This window comes from Acinetobacter sp. ANC 3832 (assembly GCF_002135415.1).
Lineage (GTDB): Bacteria > Pseudomonadota > Gammaproteobacteria > Pseudomonadales > Moraxellaceae > Acinetobacter.
Genome location: NZ_NEGJ01000003.1, coordinates 54,124 through 73,710 on the forward strand (window position 1 = coordinate 54,124; position 19,587 = coordinate 73,710).

Annotated in this window: 18 protein-coding genes, 1 tRNA gene, 1 pseudogene and 1 other annotated feature; of the genes and pseudogenes, 11 read left to right on the forward strand and 9 right to left on the reverse strand. The window is 35.4% G+C overall.

Annotated features, from left to right (window positions below; genetic code table 11):
• Positions 1-39 precede the first annotated feature (39 nt).
• The gene (metK, locus tag B9T35_RS04690; protein WP_086189975.1) at positions 40-1,206 is read left to right on the forward strand and encodes a methionine adenosyltransferase; all 1,167 of its coding nucleotides are present in this window, start codon (positions 40-42) and stop codon (positions 1,204-1,206) included.
• A 121-nt stretch (positions 1,207-1,327) separates the two neighbouring features.
• Positions 1,328-1,630: a monooxygenase gene (locus B9T35_RS04695; protein WP_086189976.1), complete on the forward strand. Its 303-nt coding sequence runs from the start codon at positions 1,328-1,330 to the stop codon at positions 1,628-1,630.
• 61 nt (positions 1,631-1,691) lie between these two features.
• Here B9T35_RS04695 and B9T35_RS04700 read toward each other — a convergent pair whose 3' ends face one another.
• Positions 1,692-1,949 carry a hypothetical protein gene (locus B9T35_RS04700; RefSeq protein WP_086189977.1) on the reverse strand — a complete coding sequence of 86 codons (258 nt, stop codon included), beginning with the start codon at positions 1,947-1,949 and terminating at the stop codon, positions 1,692-1,694.
• Positions 1,950-2,245: 296 nt separating this feature from the next.
• Between B9T35_RS04700 and B9T35_RS04705 the strand changes: the two genes are divergently transcribed.
• Entirely contained in the window at positions 2,246-2,452 is a 207-nt protein-coding gene (locus tag B9T35_RS04705) for a hypothetical protein (RefSeq protein WP_086189978.1), read from the forward strand.
• On the opposite strand, the gene B9T35_RS04710 is transcribed toward B9T35_RS04705, so the two are convergent.
• A complete protein-coding gene (locus B9T35_RS04710; RefSeq protein WP_086189979.1) occupies positions 2,423-3,049 on the reverse strand; it encodes a LysE family transporter in 627 nt (208 codons plus the stop codon). The two genes, B9T35_RS04705 and B9T35_RS04710, sit on opposite strands and share 30 nt — an antisense overlap.
• Positions 3,050-3,172: 123 nt before the next feature.
• On the reverse strand, positions 3,173-3,757 hold the full coding sequence (locus B9T35_RS04715; RefSeq protein ID WP_086189980.1) for an FxsA family protein: 585 nt from the start codon (positions 3,755-3,757) through the stop codon (positions 3,173-3,175).
• 121 nt (positions 3,758-3,878) lie between these two features.
• Between B9T35_RS04715 and ruvC the strand changes: the two genes are divergently transcribed.
• The gene (ruvC, locus tag B9T35_RS04720) at positions 3,879-4,424 is read left to right on the forward strand and encodes a crossover junction endodeoxyribonuclease RuvC (protein WP_086190313.1); all 546 of its coding nucleotides are present in this window, start codon (positions 3,879-3,881) and stop codon (positions 4,422-4,424) included.
• A gap of 4 nt (positions 4,425-4,428) precedes the next feature.
• Here the strand turns inward: ruvC and B9T35_RS04725 are convergent, their stop codons facing one another.
• The 3 genes from B9T35_RS04725 to B9T35_RS04735 form a co-directional block, all read right to left on the reverse strand.
• Positions 4,429-4,770, reverse strand: a complete 342-nt coding sequence (locus B9T35_RS04725; RefSeq protein WP_086189981.1) for a hypothetical protein — start codon at positions 4,768-4,770, stop codon at positions 4,429-4,431.
• Between the two features lie 2 nt (positions 4,771-4,772).
• Positions 4,773-5,648, reverse strand: a complete 876-nt coding sequence (locus tag B9T35_RS04730) for a hypothetical protein (protein ID WP_086189982.1) — start codon at positions 5,646-5,648, stop codon at positions 4,773-4,775.
• Between the two features lie 120 nt (positions 5,649-5,768).
• Positions 5,769-7,286 carry an NAD(P)H-hydrate dehydratase gene (locus B9T35_RS04735; RefSeq protein WP_086189983.1) on the reverse strand — a complete coding sequence of 506 codons (1,518 nt, stop codon included), beginning with the start codon at positions 7,284-7,286 and terminating at the stop codon, positions 5,769-5,771.
• A gap of 23 nt (positions 7,287-7,309) precedes the next feature.
• On the opposite strand from B9T35_RS04735, the gene queG reads away from it, so the two are divergent.
• Both queG and bioB read left to right on the forward strand, forming a co-directional pair.
• Complete coding sequence (gene queG / locus B9T35_RS04740; RefSeq protein ID WP_086189984.1) at positions 7,310-8,404, forward strand: tRNA epoxyqueuosine(34) reductase QueG; 1,095 nt, start codon at positions 7,310-7,312, stop codon at positions 8,402-8,404.
• Positions 8,405-8,703: 299 nt separating this feature from the next.
• Positions 8,704-9,693 carry a biotin synthase BioB gene (gene bioB, locus B9T35_RS04745; RefSeq protein ID WP_086189985.1) on the forward strand — a complete coding sequence of 330 codons (990 nt, stop codon included), beginning with the start codon at positions 8,704-8,706 and terminating at the stop codon, positions 9,691-9,693.
• 220 nt (positions 9,694-9,913) lie between these two features.
• Here bioB and B9T35_RS04750 read toward each other — a convergent pair whose 3' ends face one another.
• On the reverse strand, positions 9,914-10,126 hold the full coding sequence (locus tag B9T35_RS04750; protein WP_086189986.1) for a hypothetical protein: 213 nt from the start codon (positions 10,124-10,126) through the stop codon (positions 9,914-9,916).
• Positions 10,127-10,878: 752 nt separating this feature from the next.
• Here B9T35_RS04750 and B9T35_RS04755 point away from each other — a divergent pair.
• The 3 genes from B9T35_RS04755 (at position 10,879) to B9T35_RS04765 (ending at position 13,759) form a co-directional block, all read left to right on the forward strand.
• Positions 10,879-12,507, forward strand: coding sequence for a long-chain-fatty-acid--CoA ligase (locus B9T35_RS04755; RefSeq protein WP_086189987.1), 1,629 nt, complete (start codon positions 10,879-10,881; stop codon positions 12,505-12,507).
• Positions 12,508-13,040: 533 nt separating this feature from the next.
• A tRNA-Ile gene (locus B9T35_RS04760) sits at positions 13,041-13,117 on the forward strand.
• Positions 13,118-13,288: 171 nt separating this feature from the next.
• The gene (locus tag B9T35_RS04765; protein ID WP_086189988.1) at positions 13,289-13,759 is read left to right on the forward strand and encodes a DUF4102 domain-containing protein; all 471 of its coding nucleotides are present in this window, start codon (positions 13,289-13,291) and stop codon (positions 13,757-13,759) included.
• A 125-nt stretch (positions 13,760-13,884) separates the two neighbouring features.
• On the opposite strand, the pseudogene B9T35_RS04770 reads toward B9T35_RS04765, so the two are convergent.
• A pseudogene (locus B9T35_RS04770) lies at positions 13,885-15,106 on the reverse strand (IS3 family transposase).
• Positions 14,716-14,832 (reverse strand) — a sequence feature (AL1L pseudoknot). It overlaps the preceding pseudogene by 117 nt.
• 236 nt (positions 15,107-15,342) lie before the next feature.
• Here B9T35_RS04770 and B9T35_RS04775 point away from each other — a divergent pair.
• Positions 15,343-17,532 carry a TonB-dependent siderophore receptor gene (locus tag B9T35_RS04775; RefSeq protein ID WP_171264217.1) on the forward strand — a complete coding sequence of 730 codons (2,190 nt, stop codon included), beginning with the start codon at positions 15,343-15,345 and terminating at the stop codon, positions 17,530-17,532.
• A 150-nt stretch (positions 17,533-17,682) separates the two neighbouring features.
• The gene (locus B9T35_RS04780) at positions 17,683-18,060 is read left to right on the forward strand and encodes a VOC family protein (RefSeq protein WP_086189989.1); all 378 of its coding nucleotides are present in this window, start codon (positions 17,683-17,685) and stop codon (positions 18,058-18,060) included.
• 127 nt (positions 18,061-18,187) lie between these two features.
• Here B9T35_RS04780 and B9T35_RS04785 read toward each other — a convergent pair whose 3' ends face one another.
• Positions 18,188-19,582, reverse strand: coding sequence for an efflux transporter outer membrane subunit (locus tag B9T35_RS04785; protein ID WP_086189990.1), 1,395 nt, complete (start codon positions 19,580-19,582; stop codon positions 18,188-18,190).
• Between the last annotated feature and the right edge of the window lie 5 nt (positions 19,583-19,587).

Here is a 19,587-nt window from a genome sequence, read left to right on the forward strand (position 1 = left end):
AACATAATGCGTCTTTTGAATAACTGTGATAGGACTTACATGCGCGAGTACGCTGTTTTTACTTCGGAATCTGTGAGCGAAGGCCATCCAGATAAAATGGCTGACCAAATCAGTGATGCTATTTTGGATGCAATCTTAAAAGAAGACCCATTTGCACGGGTTGCTTGTGAAACATTAGTAAAAACTGGTGCTGTAGTACTTGCAGGTGAAATCACAACAACGGCAAATATTGACTTCGAAACTGTTGTCCGCGATACGGTAAATAGTATTGGTTATAATCATACAGATCTTGGATTTGATGGTTCGACTTGTGCCGTCATCAATATGATTGGTAAACAGTCACCTGAAATCGCTCAAGGTGTCGATCGCCAAAAACCTGAAGAACAAGGTGCAGGTGACCAAGGTTTAATGTTTGGTTATGCAAGCCGTGAAACTGATGTTTTAATGCCTGCGCCTATTTCCTATGCGCATCGCTTAATGGAAAAGCAAGCTGAACTTCGCAAACAAGGTACACTTGCTTGGTTACGCCCAGATGCAAAAAGCCAAGTGACTTTTGCATATGAAAATGGCGTGCCAGTACGTTTAGATGCTGTGGTTCTTTCTACACAACACGATCCTGATATTTCACAAGCGGATTTAAAAGAAGCTGTAATTGAAGAAATCGTGAAAAAAATTATTCCTGCTGAAATGTTCCATGCAGGAACTAAATTCCACATCAATCCAACAGGAATGTTTGTGATTGGTGGTCCTGTTGGTGACTGCGGTTTAACAGGTCGTAAAATTATTGTTGATACCTACGGTGGTATGGCTCGTCACGGTGGTGGTGCTTTCTCTGGTAAAGATCCATCTAAAGTTGACCGCTCTGCTGCTTATGCAGGTCGTTATGTAGCAAAAAATATTGTTGCTGCTGGATTAGCTGAAAAATGTGAAATTCAAGTGTCTTATGCAATTGGTGTTGCTGAACCAACATCTATTTCAATTAATACATTTAATACAGGTAAAGTTTCTGATGAGTTAATTATCCAATTGGTTCGTGAGCACTTTGACTTACGTCCATATGGTATTACTCGTATGTTAGATCTATTACAACCGATGTATAAGCAAACTGCTGCTTATGGTCATTTTGGTCGTGATGGTTCTGATCATGCATTTACATGGGAAAAAACAGATAAAGTTGAAGCCTTAAAAGCTGAAGCTAATCTATAATTTTTTGCCTATAAAAAAGCTCGCATATATTGCGAGCTTTTTTATGCCTTGAATATTACACTTTATAAAAACATAGAATGATATAATCAACGTTAACACTAATAAATTTTAGAGAATGATCATGCCTGTTATTCTGCAAGTTGATTTTCCAACTCAAGGTCCATTTAAAGCGGAAATGACTACAGCTTTTAAAACACTGGCTGAAAGTATTAACCTTGAAGATGGGATGCAATGGAAAATTTGGACAGAAAATAGTGAAACAAAAGAAGCAGGTGGAATTTATTTATTTAATTGCCAAGAAAATGCGCAAAAATATTTAAAGATGCACACTACCCGATTAGAAAGTTTTGGCTTAAACAATATTCGAGGAAAGATTTTTGAAGTGAATCAAGCATTATCAGAATTGAATCATGCACCCCTCTAATTACATCATTATAAATTTTAAAAACCTGCATTTTGCAAGTTTTTAACTTTGGCTTAATGATCTAATTTGATATCGAAGAATGATCTTTATCGTGATTTAAAACATCTAATAGTGTGGATTGTGTTGGCGTATCTTGATGATCTTGAACATAAATATGAACCAACTTAATGGTAATTGCCACTGCAAAACAAGCAAATATACAGAAGATCCACAGGCTCACTGGGCTTTTGATATGATGAGAGCCACATTTTGAGCATGCTTTGTCATGGCTACTCAACGCTTTATTGTTACAACACGCACACTGATATTGATACATCATGATAGATGCCTCCTATTTTATTTTTATATGCCATCCATTTGCATAATTTATAATTCCTTAAGCTTCATCATAATATGTGACCTATATCGCAAACTCAAGTTCTAATTTCTTACAAAATGTGACTAGGTAATCCATATTTAAGTTTAATTACATTAAAAACAATTAAGTTAATAAAAACTAAATTAAAAATTTATTCAGAAACCTCTTGTCTGTTTAGAAGCATAGAATACCAATGTAGCAATTTAATGACATTTTTATGGTAGGATTATAGAAATGAGAATTGTTATGTAAAGATCATGATTAAATTAATCAACAAAGGTGGTTTTAGAGAACGCGCGAATCGGAGTAAAAAATATCAACACTCCGAAAATCAGCAAACTGTGCTTAATCCCAAACAATATACACCTACAGCATCTGAAACACCGACGCCGCAAGAAGGAGTATTAACATCTGATCAAATTCAACCGAAGTCATTAAATCATTTGGATCACATCGATCCATAAAAATACAGCAAAACCTAAGAATAAAACACCAGAAATAATGTCGATATAACTTCCTGAGCGTTGGTACAAAGCTTTAATTTTAGGAATAGACATAATCAACATCAGCAATGAAAATACAACAAAGGTTTGTATTGGAATAATCACAGCCAAATAAGGTTTTAAATTGGCACTTGCTGTCGATGCTAATGCCAATGAGAAGACACTACTAAAATAAATTAAAATTTTCGGATTGGCTAAATTGGTTAAAAATCCCAATAAAAAATAGTTTTTAGGTTCTGTGAGCACACCTTCTAAAGTTGTTTCTTGTTTTAAACTAGCCACCCCACCTTTAAGCATGGCATAGCCCATTTTTGCTAGAAAAAACCCACCGATAAACATCAAGACTTGTTGAATCCATGGCCATTGCTCAATCAACACAGTAAAACCTAGCAAGGTTAGAGCAACCCAAACAATGACCCCAGCAGAAATTCCTAAAATGATATGTACAGTATTTCTACGTGTGGTTGATGCCGCGCTTTTCGCAACCAATAAAACATCAGGTCCAGGGCTTAATTGAGCAATAAAATGTAATGCACAGATCGTCAATAAAAGTGACATATAAAATGAAAAGTGAATGATTTAAGATGAATAATTATACCTATGCTTTACTTTTTTATAAAAACACTTTCACAAAAAAAAAGCTGAACATAATATTCAGCTTTTTTTACTAACCGTTCAGTTTTAGTTTTTATTTACATCTTTAAATTCTATATGTTTACGCTCTGGTTCAACTTCATGTGCTTCACCATCAATGATCGTAGAGTCACTGTATTTCCCACCACCCTGTTGATTCTGCATGTCTTGCATTTGACGCATGATATCAGCAAATGGATTTTGACCTTGCGCCCCGCCCATTCCAGACATATCTCCACCCATCATACCACCCATCATTTTTTCCATCATGGCTTGCTGACGTTTCATCATGGTTTGCATCATGATTTTTTTAAATAAACGCTGTACGGGTGGAATGAGGATCAAAACAGCAATCACATCAGTAATTAGTCCTGGGATAATAAATAAGATACCTGCTAAAATTTTAGGCAAGTTATTACTTAATTGTGGATCAGCACTCATCTGTCCCATTTGCATCTGCTGCATTTGAGGCATTAAACCTTTTGAGTTCGCACGAATTAAATTCAGACCGATAAAAAAGGCTGCAATAAACCAGAAAAACACATACCACATGCTTCCGACTAAATCACCAACCCCGATCCATACGAACAATTCGAGGACTAAACCAATTAAAACACCAAGAGCTAATTTCATGAAAATTAATCTAATCTCATATGAATAAATAAATTACAGCATTTATTCGCTTAATCTCTATTAAGCTTTTTCCATGCCTTTATGTAACAATATGGGCATTATTTTATTTTTAAAGTCTAATATGTCATTAATTATTGGTATTGATCCAGGTTCTCGTTTAACTGGTTATGGCATTATTGAAAAAGATGGTCAAAAATTAACTTTTGTAGATGCAGGTACCATTCGTACTGAAACAACAGAAATGCCTGAACGCTTAAAACGAATTTTTGCAGGTGTCGAACGGATTGTTAAGCATCACGGTCCAACTGAAGCTGCTGTAGAACAAGTGTTCATGGCCGTTAATCCTGATTCAGCGTTAAAACTCGGTCAAGCACGTGGTGCTGCAATTGCGGCATTAGTCAATTTAGATTTACAAGTCGCTGAATACTCTGCTCGTCAAATTAAACAAGCTGTAGTTGGTTATGGTGCTGCGGATAAAGATCAAGTCCAAATGATGGTAATGAGACTTTTAAATTTAACCATTAAACCGCAACAAGATGCTGCCGATGCATTGGCTGCCGCAATTTGCCATGCTCATGCATCAGGCAGTATGAGCAAGTTAGCTGTATTAAATGCTTTAGGGGGAATGGCGAGAGGTCGCAGTCGTAATAGCAGTAGACGACGTTAATTATCTAGTTTAAATAAGCGGTTGCATCTTTTTTAATTTCACGTAAAGATGGCTGTTTTGGATACGTTGCAATTAACAGTTTCCCTGAATTACGCAAATTCTTTTGTTGATTTGGATCAATTCGAATCAACACCAATTCATCAGGAATACGTTGATTTGGATTTTCCCGACAAATAATCAAATTCTGATTACGCTCAATTACGTTAAAGTTTGGAAATTCTTTTTGTAATTTATCTTTAAAACTGAGGTTTTTATCTTCACTCCTCTTGCTATCAAGTTGCGTATAAATAATCAACGCCAAGCACGCAGCAAAGACGATTCCTACCACCAAATATTTTTCCATCACACTTATTTCACTCGAATATACTTTTTCTGTTTTTCATTATATTGATAAATATGGGTTTCGCGCATAGGAATCACTTTAAAATCATCTTTTGTTTGTTTACGCTGCGTTCCTGAATATTGAATCTCAATATCGTATAAACCATCATGAACAGATTTTAAAAACTGATATTTCCCCTGTATCTTGTAGACTCTTTCATCACCCGCAATATCATTTGATTCATAAGTATTTGCAATTTCTAACTTTTTCAAATTTTTACGATTATTGAATGGTGCAATAAACAAAGTTGTTGTTGTATATCCCTGCTTGCTTAACTCAATCTCTTCAATATAACCTTTTACTTGTGGTCCGACTGGGCTTAAACCACTTAGAATCATCTCAGGTGAAAATGTATTGTCTTCACGACCATCACCCCACCAGCCATCTTCTCCAGTTGCAGATGCAACCAATTCAAACCTCTTATCTGTATTTATTTTAAACACGTAAATATCGGTTGAACTCGTACACACCCAACAATATTGAATTTCTTTTAAATCCTCATCCACCACAACCTGTGAAACAGTAAGTAAATATCTTTCTTGCTTTTGATTATCTAAAAACTGCTTAGGTTTTGCATAAATCAAAACATGGACCAAACCATCTTGATCCTTTTTCATTCCTACATATTGTTCTTTATTTTTATCCAGTTCAGGAATAACAATATGTTGAATATCCTTTTGATAAAACACCATCATCACGGTTTTAAAATCTAAACCTTTTAAAATAATGGTTTTTTGATCATTTTTTATATCGTGAGTTTCAATATTCTCATCATAAGGTGTTGCCATGGCTTCGCCCATAAAACCACATAACAAAACCAAACTAAATAAAATTTTAATCATCATAAACCACTTTATTATTATCACTAAAAATCAAAAATCACGTTCAAATGTATCTAAAAAACGATCATAACATCACCAATTCATTATAAAATGTTTAGAATTGATAAACAATATTTACGCTTAAGCTTTAGCACATATATGATTTACAACATGATATACAGCTTCATTCATCTGATGTGCCTGTAAACCTCGTATGCCTTTTTTAGCCAAATAATCACCTGCTAAGGCATGTAAAGTCACAATCTCATGCAATGCAATTTCATCGTGAAATTGCGCTTTTAAACTGGCAAGCATACCTGCCAATACATCCCCCATACCACCTGTACCCATGCCTGCATTACCCGCAGTACAAATCCATAAATCATTATGCACTGATTCATCTTGTAAAATTAAACTGCCTGCACCTTTCAGCACCCATTGTCCTGCGTATTTCTGCTGTAATTTTTGTATAGCATCTATGCGATCAGATTCAATCTCTTTAACACTATAATTCAATAATTTTGCAGCCTCACCAGGGTGTGGCGTGGCATACACATTTGATCTTAATTGTTCAGGATTTAAAGCCAAAAACCATAAAGCATCGGCATCTAAAACAATTTCTAAATGTTCAGATCTATTAATTTTCGAAAACCAGTTTAAATATTGTTGTTCAGACCAAAGATCTCGTCCTAAGCCCATTCCAAAGCAAACGGCATTCACTTGATCGAGTAATGTCTGAATATCTAAGTTGTTTAACGCATTAATATCTCGAATCATAATATTTGGTGACCGTGCCAAAATTGCCGTGTGATGTTTTTCATGACATACAATGGTGACTTTTCCTGCACCTGCACTAAATGCAGCTTCAGCAGCCATCATGACTGCACCGCCCATATCTGCATGACCACCAACGACTAAAACATGACCATAACTGCCTTTATGACCGAATGCTTGACGCTCAGGAAGCTGAATATGTGTAGGTGATAACTGGGCAATCGATTTTAATTCGCGATCGGTTGGAATAAGTGATACGACATCAACCTGTCCTGAATATTCCTTCCCTTGTCCTGTAAATAAACCTGCTTTTAATCCCAATACTGTAAAAGTATGATTTGCTTGAATTGCACAAGGTAAAGGCTGACCTGTATCGGCATTTAAGCCACTTGGCATATCAATCGCAATTTTCAAACCAGATTGATAGTTATAATTTTGAACAATAGCTTGCCACGTTTCATCTAAATCACGATTTAAACCAATACCAAATAAAGCATCGATATGACAATCGAATGTTTGTGTCATATTAAAGTTTGAATGAATCGTGACATCATTCTGCCGTGCATATTCCACAGCACGTTTTAAATCTGAAGAATGCCCAATTGCACTTGCAAAAATTTCAATCTCATAACCCCATTGCTTCAAATAACTGGCAATACAATACCCATCCCCTGCATTATTGCCCTCACCACACCACACTGCGATTTTCTTCATATTTTTATGTGATGGTGATGTAGTCTGAAATTTTGACTGAAATAAAGCATCTAAGCGCTGTGCAATCGTCCAAGCAACTTGTTGGATCAATCCAAAAGAATTATTTTGTTCAGAGAACCAACGTTGCTCCCATGCTTGAATATCTCGGCTATGATAAACTTGCTGATGCATTATTCTTCCCTATTTAGTTATTTATGTCGGCAATCACATCTTCACCTCATATTCCTACACAACAGATTGATCCTGAAACATTAAAAGCTTGGATCAAAGCACAGGCTTTGGAACTGGGCTTTGCTGATTGTGTCATTGCCAAACCAGATGCTCAAGCGGAATTACCACGATTCAAAGAATATTTAAAACGTGGTTACCATGGTGACATGAAATTTTTGGAAGAAAATTTAGAAAAACGTGCCGATCCAACTTTGCTTGTTCCAGGTACGAAAAGCATTATTTGTGTACGTATGAATTATTTGGTGGAAACACCTAAACCACGCTATGTACCCGATGAACCGAATGCTGCGATTATTGCGCGTTATGCTCGTGGACGTGATTATCATAAAACCATGCGTGGTCGCTTAAAGACCTTAGCGACTAAAATTCGAGAAAAAGTCGGTGATTTTGAGTCACGTCCATTTGCCGATTCAGCCCCTATTTTTGAAAAATCTTTAGCCGAAAATGCAGGTATGGGTTGGACAGGTAAACATACCTTGCTGATTCATAAAAAATCTGGCTCTTTTTTTGTGTTGGGTGAACTCTTCACTTCTTTAGACTTACCCTTTGATTCGCCTGTAACTGCACATTGTGGCTCTTGTACAGCCTGTATTGATATTTGTCCAACTCAGGCTATTGTTGAACCCTATATGTTAGATGCACGCAAATGCATCGCCTATTTGACCATTGAATTTCAAGGCATCATTCCTGAGGAATTACGCAAAGGAATTGGTAACCGTGTATTTGGCTGTGATGATTGCCAACTAATTTGCCCTTGGAATAGTTTTGCGAAGAAAGCAACCATTGATGATTTCAATCCAAGACATGGTTTAGATGATGTTAGTCTATTAGATTTATGGCATTGGGATGAAACGACCTTTTTAGCCTGTACTGAGGGTAGCCCCTTACGACGCACAGGTTTTCAAAGTTTTAAACGCAATATTGCAATTGGATTAGGTAATGCACCATTTTCTGATCAAATCATCTTGGCATTACAAACAAAAAATGAACAACATGATGAGATTGTGCAAGTCCATATTGACTGGGCAATTCAAGAACAATTGACTAAAAAATCATAAACTTTGCAAGGAACTGACCATTTTTGATTTCGTTTTCTAACTTTGCACGTTCTTTGCAAAATTTATTAAATATTGATTTTATAGCACCGAAGATCTAGCAATCTATTTTTTATTAAAAACAACTTTGCGAGTAATTTTCAGTAAATATAGCTCAGTTTGCAACTAAATCTAAGATTCTATTTTTCTATAACATTCACAAAAACTATAGAGATAATTGATTTATTTTGAACTTTTTTACCCTTTCATCCTATTTCAAATCAGGTATGATCAAGGCAATGTTGAAAATAAATGGATAGATCATGCAAGTACGCAACGATTGGACGCGTGAAGAAATTCAAGCTTTATATGAACAACCTTTTTTAGATTTAGTTTTTGAAGCGCAGCGTGCACATCGTGAGCATTTTGAAGCCAATATGATTCAGGTCAGCACGCTACTTTCAATTAAAACAGGGAAATGCCCTGAAGACTGTAAGTATTGCTCTCAATCTGTACATTATGATTCTAAGCTAGAAGCTGAAAAGCGTATTGCTGTAGATAAAGTCATTAGTGAAGCAAAAGAAGCCCTTGAGTCAGGTTCTTCACGTTTTTGTATGGGTGCGGCTTGGCGTAATCCACATGAACGAGATATGCCTTATGTCTTAGAAATGGTTCGTGAAGTTAAAGCTTTAGGTTTAGAAACTTGTATGACTTTGGGCATGTTAAATGAATCACAAGCAGGTCGCTTACATGAAGCAGGTTTAGATTATTACAACCATAACTTGGATACTTCACGTGAATATTATTCACATATTATTAGTACCCGTACTTTTGATGATCGCTTAAATACGCTCGATCATGTACGTAATGTAGGTATGAAAGTCTGTAGTGGCGGGATTGTCGGTTTAGGTGAAAACCGTAATGATCGTATCGGTTTATTGCAAGAACTCGCTACATTACCCGCGCATCCTGAATCTGTGCCGATCAATATGCTTGTTCCAATTGAAGGCACACCACTTGTAGATGTTGAAAAACTCGATGTAACCGAATGGATTCGTACCATTGCTGTGGCACGTATTATTATGCCTCTCAGCTACATTCGCCTTTCGGCAGGTCGTGAAGCCTTGACGGATTCTGATCAAGCGCTTGCATTTATGGCAGGTGCAAATTCACTCTTCTCTGGTGAAAAGTTATTAACTACGCCAAATGCAGGTGAAGGTAAAGACAAGCAATTATTTAATAAACTCGGACTAAAAGCTGAAAAAGCTAAAGCGACAGCGGCTGAACTTTCAGTAGATGCAATGGCAAGTTAAGAGAGTTGCAACTTAACAAGTGCTCTCTGATCTATAAAATGATCGCGAGAAAAAGGGATTAAGTTATTAATCCCTTTTTTTAGAAACAGATTTTATGAGTAGAATAAAATTCATGCTTAACACCATTAAATTTATTCTTAAACAAGAAAAAATTAAAAGATTATTCATGGTTATGCTAATCGCTAATATAAAACTAAAACTACAAAAATATTTTACTAAATTATAAAGAGGTAATCAGAACAACATATTTTGCATTTAAGAACATCCCTACTCGAATAATATCTGCACCATTGGCATGATGGACTTTTAATTCTTGAGTGATTGCATCATATTGAAAAGAATCAAAACAATCTTGATGATGGCATAGCCATGTTAACGTATCTGCTAAATTTCCATCAACAACATAAGTTTCCGCATTAAAATCTTTAGGCATATCAATTAAGATCAAATATATTGTTGCTGATTGTACTCATAACGATATTTAAAAATCATTCTTTTATGCAAGCATATCTTTGCATAATGAAAATATAATGCTGCTTATTTAAGAAGATAAATATCAAACTCAGAAAAGCACTCTTTGAAAATTTTAAATAAAAATTAATTCTGATTATCACTTCTTAAAATCAATAAAGTGATAATCGCTTGAAAATAAGATAAAAAAATTGAGTTAAAGCAGATTCAAAAAAGATATCAATAAAGAAAAAATATTCTCTTAATGATGATAGAATCCACATTTACGACATTCTTTAACCATGACCATATTGTGAGAAATTTCATATTCATAAGCATGAATACAAAATAATTTTTTAATTTTCTGAAGCATTAAAATCTCCTATTTTGTTATGATTCGCTTCTGCAATGTTTCATCCTGAAACATCTATGTCACTTAGATGACTTGCTTATATATTTAGCATAATTCAAGGAATATTCAAGTATTTTCTTTCAATAAAAAAAATAAAATATCGACAATAAAAATCGTCATATTTTCAAATGATGAGAAAACCACAACTCATTGTTTTTCAATATCAATTCCCCTTCATCATATCGTAAAAAAGATGCAAGATATCTTGATTAAATCCAACAAATCTATAGGATGAAATTGTAGCCCTCTCTAATTATTCACCATTTTAAATAGAAAGCTTTTCAAAAATTTTGAAATAAATACCAACAATATAAGGAATTTTTATGCACGGACAAATGATGTTTCAACCATTGCTAATCAGTAGCTTTATTGAACATGCTGCACGTTATCATGGTGATACAGCTATTATTTCTAAAAATACTGATGGCACAATTACAAAAACAGATTGGACTCATGTCGCTGAAAACTCAAAGCGTTTTGCAAATGCCCTGCATTCCCTAGGATTAAATGTATCTGATCGTGTAGCCACCATTGCATGGAACAACCATCGACATTTAGAGTCATGGTATGCAATTTCAGGCAGTGGTATGGTTTGCCACACCATTAATCCCCGTTTATTCCCAGAACAACTTATTTTTATTATTAATGATGCTCAAGATCGTGTGGTTCTTTTTGATAAAACCTTTTTACCATTAATTACAGGGGTAAAAGCACATATTCCAAAGGTTGAACATTTCATTTGCTTGGGTGCTTTTGATCAAGATGTTGCAAATGCCCTACCTGAAGTTAAATTTTATGATGTGCTTATTGCCGAACAACCATCAGAATTTGAATGGCCTGAATTAGACGAAACCACAGCAAGTTCACTTTGCTATACATCGGGTACGACAGGTAATCCTAAAGGTGCGTTGTACAGCCATCGCTCTACTGTTTTACACACGTATGCTATTTGCTTACCAGACTCATTAAATTTATCTGCCAAAGATGTCATGCTTCCTGTGGTACCCATGTTCCATGTAAATGCTTGGGGTACGCCTTATGCAGCAGCGATGGTAGGCTGTACTTTGGTTCTGCCTGGACCAGGTTTGGATGGTGCGAGTTTAGTTCAATTGATTGATGAGTTTAAAGTTACACAAGCTTTAGGTGTTCCAACTATTTGGCAAGGTTTATTACTTGCAGCCAAAGCAGCCAATAGCAATTTAAGCAGCTTAAAACGTAATGTCGTAGGTGGTTCTGCTTGTCCACCATCAATGATGAAAGCATTTAAAGACTTATTTGACTGTGAAACAATTCATGCATGGGGCATGACGGAAATGAGTCCATTAGGAACGAGCAATCAATTAAAAGCCAAACACAGTCAGCTTTCTGAAGCAGAGCAATTTAAAATACGTCTTTCTCAAGGTCGCCCACCTTTCGGTGTTGACTTGCGTATTGCCGATCAAGAAAAAGGAACAGATGAATTAGTTCGTGATGGTCATGCCATAGGTAATCTACAAGTGAAAGGACATTGGATCATCAATGAATATTTTGGTAAAAATGAGTCTGCATTAACTTCCGATGGTTGGTTTGACACAGGTGATATTGCTTCTCTTGATGCCGATGGTTTCTTATATTTGAGTGACCGTGCTAAAGATTTAATTAAATCTGGTGGCGAATGGATTTCTTCTGTAGAACTTGAAAACATTGCAATGGGGCATCCTGATATTGCGATGGCAGCCGTCATTGCTGCGACCCATCCAAAATGGGATGAACGCCCTATTATTATTGCAATCAAGATACAAAATAGTAATATTAGTGAAGCTGACCTTTTAGGTTATTTTGCTGACAAGATTGCGAAATGGCAAATTCCCGACCGAGTGATTTTTGTTGAATCAATTCCATTAAGTGGTACAGGTAAAATGCTTAAACGTGAATTACGTGAACAATATGGTTCTATTCTCTTAGATAGCTAATATTGCAATTTCAATTTTTCTTGAGCACTTAAACTTATAGATTGAGTGCTTTTTTATGTTCTATAAATAGGCTATAACCGCATCTAATGAAATGATTTCTATTGTTAACATATACTTTTCATTTAATTTTAATTTAGTATCTTAAACATGCAAAGGACAAATTGATATTTAAAAACAATAGTATGAGATAAACTTTGTATTAAAAACCATCAAAAAAAACCTTCACTCAGACAATAAATAATATAGACTTTAGTCTATGATTTGCTTAATACTAAATGAATGCGTAAAAGGATGAATGCATGTTTATAACTTTGTCGATGGTGAGCTTAGCTGTTTTAATGTTGATTTGTGCTTGGAGTGCAATTGATATTTATTTAGATGCACGTAAAGAAACTAGAGAGTAATTTAAAAATTAATTCAATTTTTGCCTAATAAACAAACATACCCATTTTCTTCAAGTAAAAGCGCTTGTATTTGGTTTTTATTTTCGCTAGTATTCTTCAACGAAAATACTTGATATATCAGTATTTAAAGGGCCTGTAGCTCAGTTGGTTAGAGCAGCGGACTCATAATCCGTTGGTCCCCAGTTCAAGTCTGGGTGGGCCCACCAAATTACATCATCATATGCACTTATATGATTACTAAACCTCTAATTTTAAAAGAATTATAGGTTTTTTTAATATAAAAATAAACTCATATACACTCATACAGGAACCATTCATTTGTATCCTTGTTTGTATCCGTACTCTTTCTGCATTACTGGGATACAAAGTGTTTAGCTATGAAAAGAACTGCCCTCAATGGCATTAAACAAATAAAAGACACGCATTTATATAATCTTGAATCTGAGGATAAGGAGTATCGTATTTCATGTGATGTGGGGCTTTATTTTCGTGTATCACCAAAAGGAAAAAAGTCTTGGCAAGTACGCTTTAAGGATGAGATAGGGAAATGGAAATGGCATAGTATTGGGGCTTATCCTGAGTTATCGCTTGTACAAGCTAAACTTGAAGCTTCAACCATTTTTCTCAAGTTACAGCAAAAAGAAAAAAAATTAACAAAAAAACAAATTGAACTGCAAAAAGTTGAGGAGCAACAACTTAATTTAAAAAGTTTGATGTGTGGATGGCTTGATACTAAGAAAACTACTTGGGCTAAAATAACAATAAAGAAAGAAACTCAATCTATTGGAAAACGAATTTTATCTGTTTTTGGTGATTTGGACTTCACCAAAATATTGCCACAACAATAGTTATCTTTTTTTCAGGATATGCTCAGGAATGAAAGTATCTACAATCGGGTAGAGAAACTAGTCTCACATTGTCGAAATGCTTATGATTGAACCGTACCGAGTTTGTCGGAAACTTTTTATTTAAGTTAGGCCACCTGACCTAACGGATTAATCTTATCATAGTACATTGCTTCAAACTCAAAAGGCGATACATAATCAATTGCACTGTGTACACGCTTCTTATTGAACCAATCTACCCAATTTAATGTCGCAAGTTGTATATCTTCTAAACCTTTCCAATCGGCTTTTAAATATTCAATCACCTCTGTTTTGTATAAGCCATTCACCGTTTCAGCCAAAGCATTATCGTATGAATCACCTGTCGTACCCCCTGATGCTCGTAAATTTGCTACTTCTAAACGATTGGTATAACGAATAGAAAGATATTGCACACCTCTGTCTGAATGATGAATCACATTCTTTGGCATACCTCGATCATGTAATGCTTGTTCAAGTGCATCAAGAACCATATCTGTATTCATACGTGTGGATACTTTCCATCCAATAATTGCTCGTGAGAACACATCAATAATAAATGCGGTATACACCCAGCCTGAATGGGTTTGAATATAGGTGAAGTCAGCAACCCACAAGTGATTAGGGTGAGCGGCTTTAAAATTACGTTTCACTAAATCATCTGCGCGTTTTTGATCATCTCGGCTACAGGTGGTTTGTTTATTCTTACCACGCCAAACACCTTGTATGTCTAACTTTTGCATCAAGCGAACTACTCTGCAACGTGCAATCACATAGCCTTCACGTCTCAATTGTTGCCATACTTTACGTATGCCATATCGCCCCGAACTTTCCTTCCAAATACGTTTAATTTGCTCTGCATGATGTAAATAATGCAAAACACGTTCCGCTCGAAATTCTGGATTATGAACGAGATCTAAAGTCAGGTAATAATAGGTTGATGCTGCGATCGGTAAAACTCTACAAATTGCATCAACACCATATCGATCTTTATTGTTATGAATGAAATCCACCATTATTTGTGTAGGTGATCGAGCTCCGCCTAGGCGAAAAAAGCAGCTGTTTTACGCAGAATTTCATTGGCACGTTGCAGTTCTTTATTTTCACGCTCGAGTTGTTTAATTCGTTCTTAATCTGAAAGCTGCTGTACTTTAATTGGGTTTTGTTTATCTAAATATTTTTGATACCAAACACGTAGAGTTTCAGGAGTGCAACCAATCTTAGGCCAATAGCAGTGATCACAGCCCAATTCGATGAATAATCTTTTTCAGACTCAATCACAAGTTCAACCGCTCTTACTCTGATTTCAGGGGGGTAGTTTGATTTTTTCATTGGAGTAGTCTCTCAGAATAGTGACTCTCCGACAAACTCGGTACGGTTCACATCGGTTGGATAATGTAATCGTTTAAATGCACTGGAAATCGACCTATTAAGCTCCTATAAAATTAAATATTAGCTCAAACTATTCTTAATACGACAGAACTAATAAATTTCATATTTTGATACTTTTATTAATTTCAAACGACATCTATAGAAACAAGCTCAAACTCCTATAGAGATTATTTAATATGTCACCCAAAAAACACGTCCATCCGAACCAAAAATATCTGTCCAAAATCATTCAATTTATTATGTTAGGAACAGCTTTTGGAGTTTATAGCCCCCTCTCCCATGCAGCAGAAAGCACAACTCCCAGTGACCTACAAATTCAAGCTTTGCCCACGATCAGCTATACAGCGAATCAATTAGGTGAAATTACAGAAAATAGTGGTATATACACACCTGGAACCATTGCCACTGCGACACGTTTAATTTTAAAACCAAGAGAAACACCTCAAACGATTAGTGTAATTACTCGTCAAGAAATGGATGATTTTAATCTAAATTCTATTGATGATGTCATGAGGCATACACCTGGTGTAAGCGTAGTGACTTATGACAGTGAACGTACTGAATATTATTCACGTGGTTTTGCCATACAGAACTTTCAATATGATGGCATTCCCATGCTTCGAGATTCCGCATATTCATCTGGCAACACACTTAGTAATACAGCAATTTATGATCGTATAGAGGTTTTAAAAGGTGCAACAGGGTTACTAACTGGCGTAGGTGATCCAGGTGCAACCATCAATCTTATTCGTAAAAAACCAACAAAGGAATTTCAAGGAAGTGCTTCTTTAAGCCTAGGGTCATGGAATAATTATCAAGGTGAATTAGATGTCAGTGGTTCACTTAATGAATCTGGAAGTATTCGTGCTCGTGGTGTAACCGCATATCAAGACAAAGAATCTAAACTTGATCATTATGAACGTAAAACACCTGTTTTTTACGGCATTGTAGAAGCTGATTTAACAGATAAAACATTACTGACTGTGGGTGCAGATTATCAAGATAGTAAACCTAAAGGTTCAACTTGGGGAGGAATTCCAATTTATGATGCAACAGGCCATTTCAATGACATGCCTCGTAGTTTTAATAATGGTGCAAAATGGAGTACTTGGGAACAATACACGCGTACCCTATTTTCAACCTTAGAACATAAGTTTGATAATGATTGGGTGGCAAAACTACAATTAAATCATCAAATAAATGGTTATGATGCCCGCTTAGGTGCAGCAACTGGTGGTAATCCTAATCCTTCCAATGGAAGTGGTGTTTCTATGTGGCTTGGAAACTATAAAGGTGAAACTAAAAGTGATGCCGCTGATTTATATATGTCAGGACCATTTCAACTGTTTGGACGTGAACATGAGTTAGTTGTTGGTGCTAGCCTTTCAAAAAGTACTTGGAAAAATAATGGCTATGGTGCGCCAGAGGATTATAAAAATGCAGTAGATCAATATTATCAATGGAATGGTGATGTGCCAGAACCTGATTGGCAAAAAGGTAGCCATTGGTCAGATAATGAAACTACAAGACAAAATGGACTTTATGCAACGTCTCGTTGGAATCTAAGTGATGATTTAAAATTAATTTTAGGAGGACGTTATGCTAACTACAAAGCCGAAAATTATAAAAAATCAGGTATTTTTGTTCCATATATAGGCACTGTATACGATCTAAATGACAATTATTCAGTTTATGCAAGTTATAGTACAATCTTTAAGCCTCAATCTTCAAAAACACCTGAAGGAAAATCACTTGATCCTCTAGAAGGTGAAAACTACGAAGCAGGTATTAAAGGTGAGTTTTATAATGGTCGACTAAATACAAGCTTGGCATATTATCAACTGATTCAAGACAATTTTGCTAAAGAAATTCCAAATACAGTAACCCCTTCTGGTGATACCGCATTTGAAGCAATACAAGGGGTTAAGACTAAAGGTATTGAGCTAGAAATTACAGGAGAAATCTTACCTGATTGGAACCTACATGCAGGGTTTAATCATAAAGTTTCAAAACAACAAGGTGAAAAAGAAAGTACGCTAACGCCAGAAAATGAACTTTCTCTTTATACAAGTTATAAACTAAACCAATGGGTAGATGGTTTAACGATAGGTGGTGGTGCGCGTTGGCAAGATGAAACTTGGGGTAATATCACCAATCCTAGTAACAAAGCTACTGATAAACACGTAGTATCTGATTATTGGTTAATTGACGCGATGGCAAACTATAAATTTAATGATCAGTTGTCACTTTCATTTAATGTTAATAATCTTTTGGATAAAAAATACTATACGATTTTTAGTTGGTATAGTACCTACACATGGGGTGAAGGCCGTAACTATAATTTAGGGCTAAAATATAAATTTTAAGATGATTTAAATTTCACTTGGAATCGTTTAGATCATATCTAAACGATTTTTTCATCTGTTATAAATAATAAATATATTGTATAAAATCGTTTCATTTGTATACAACATGAATAATTAAACTAAAACTACTTTTACTCTATAAGGAAAATCATGAATTCCCCTCATTTAAACACCATTATGATCTATGCCAAAAATATGAAAAACACTGCTGAGTTTTATCAAAAATATTTTGCTTTTCAAGGGAGTTCAGACGTTATCGAAGGGCTTATTGAGCTGAACCAAACCAATGGATCGATACAACTTTTGATCCATCAAGCAGCTAAAAGCATAAAAATGGGACAAGCAAATATAAAATTGATCTTTTCTGTAGAAAATATAGATATTTACAAACAGGAAAGTGCTGACCGCGGATTAGTTTTTGGCGCAACTCATCAAGCCAATGGCTATCAATTTTCTAATACTAAAGATCCTGACGGGAACTCTGTGTCTATTTCAAGCCGAGTGTATAGACAGGTTGCCTCAGTATGAACAAGTTCTTTATTTCTATCTTCTAAACATAAATAAAAAGGCGTTATCTAAGCACTCGAATATCGCATCTACATATAAAGAAGATATACTATTTAAACAATGAGTATATAAATAGATGTTAAAAAAACTACCAATTGGTTCCTAACGCAGCAATCAATTGCATGCTATTTCTAACTTCTTGATTTTGTGCTTCTAATAAAATTTGATTTGCTTGTAAGCGTACATTTTGAGCAATCACAACTTCTAAATAAGTTACCATACCCGCTTGATAACGCTGTATAGCGACACGTTCATTTTCAGTTGTTAAATTCAATAATTGCTGTTGTTGCACAGTCTGTTGATTCAAACTTACTGATTGTAATAAAGCATCCTCAACTTCTTTCCAACCTGTAAGTACTGTTTGCTTATAAGCTGCTATCTTCTCTTCATAATTTGCTTTTGCCTTTTCAATATCAACCTGACGATTACCACCATCGAACAGTGAACTTGTCATTTTTAGCCCCATAGACCACAAATAATGAGGCGATTGTAGTAATGAACTCAAAGCTTGACTATTCAATGCTGTATCGATGTCAATATTGATATCTGGAAGCCATGCAGTTTCTGCTAAACCTAATTGAGCATGTATGGCTGCTAATTCTCGCTCTGCACGTATCACATCTGGACGTTGACTTAATATACGACTGGGAATTTGCATTGGAATTTTAGGCACATAATATGTATAAACGACTTTTTGTAATTGAAAACTAGTGATAGTTTTTCCTAAAAGTACGGCTAAAATATTCTCTTGTAATGCTCGTTCACGTTGCGTGATATTCAATTCAATTTCAATTTGTTTGAGCTGTGTTTCTGCTTGAATCACATCTGCTCTAGCAATCATTCCTGCCTTATTTTGATGTTGTAAAATTTGTACTGAGCGTTGGTCGCTCTTTTGTGTTTCTCTAAGCATGTCTAGTTTTAAATCAAGCAAACGAATCATCAAATAGGCATCACTTGCCAATAATTGCTGATTCAATTGTATTGCAGCTAAATCTGCCTGTGATGCTTTTAGATTGGCTTGCTGACCTTCTAAAGCTTTTGCTACCCGCCCCCATAAATCTGGAGCCCAACTGACATTTATTCCCGTACTCAATTGATTATGGATACGTTCCTCTTTAGAAGCACTTCGATTTGCTTCTGCCTTTAGATTTATCGTAGGGCGTCGGTTATTTTTTTGTTCATTGACCAAAGCCATCGCATAACGATAGCGGGCTTCTGCTTGTTGTAGCGTTAAGTTATTTAGATTTAACTGCTGTAATATCTCTGATAACACTGGGTCATTATAGACTTTCCACCACTCCTGCTGATTCGTCTGATTTTTAGGTATTGCAATCCAATTCAAATCTGAATATTTATAACGATCCACACTTTGAATATCAGGTGTTTGATATGTCACTGGCTTAACTACATGAGTAGATTGGCAACCACTCATGAACATTGAACATAGTAAAATAATAGAAAGATTAGATAATAAATATGGCATATAAA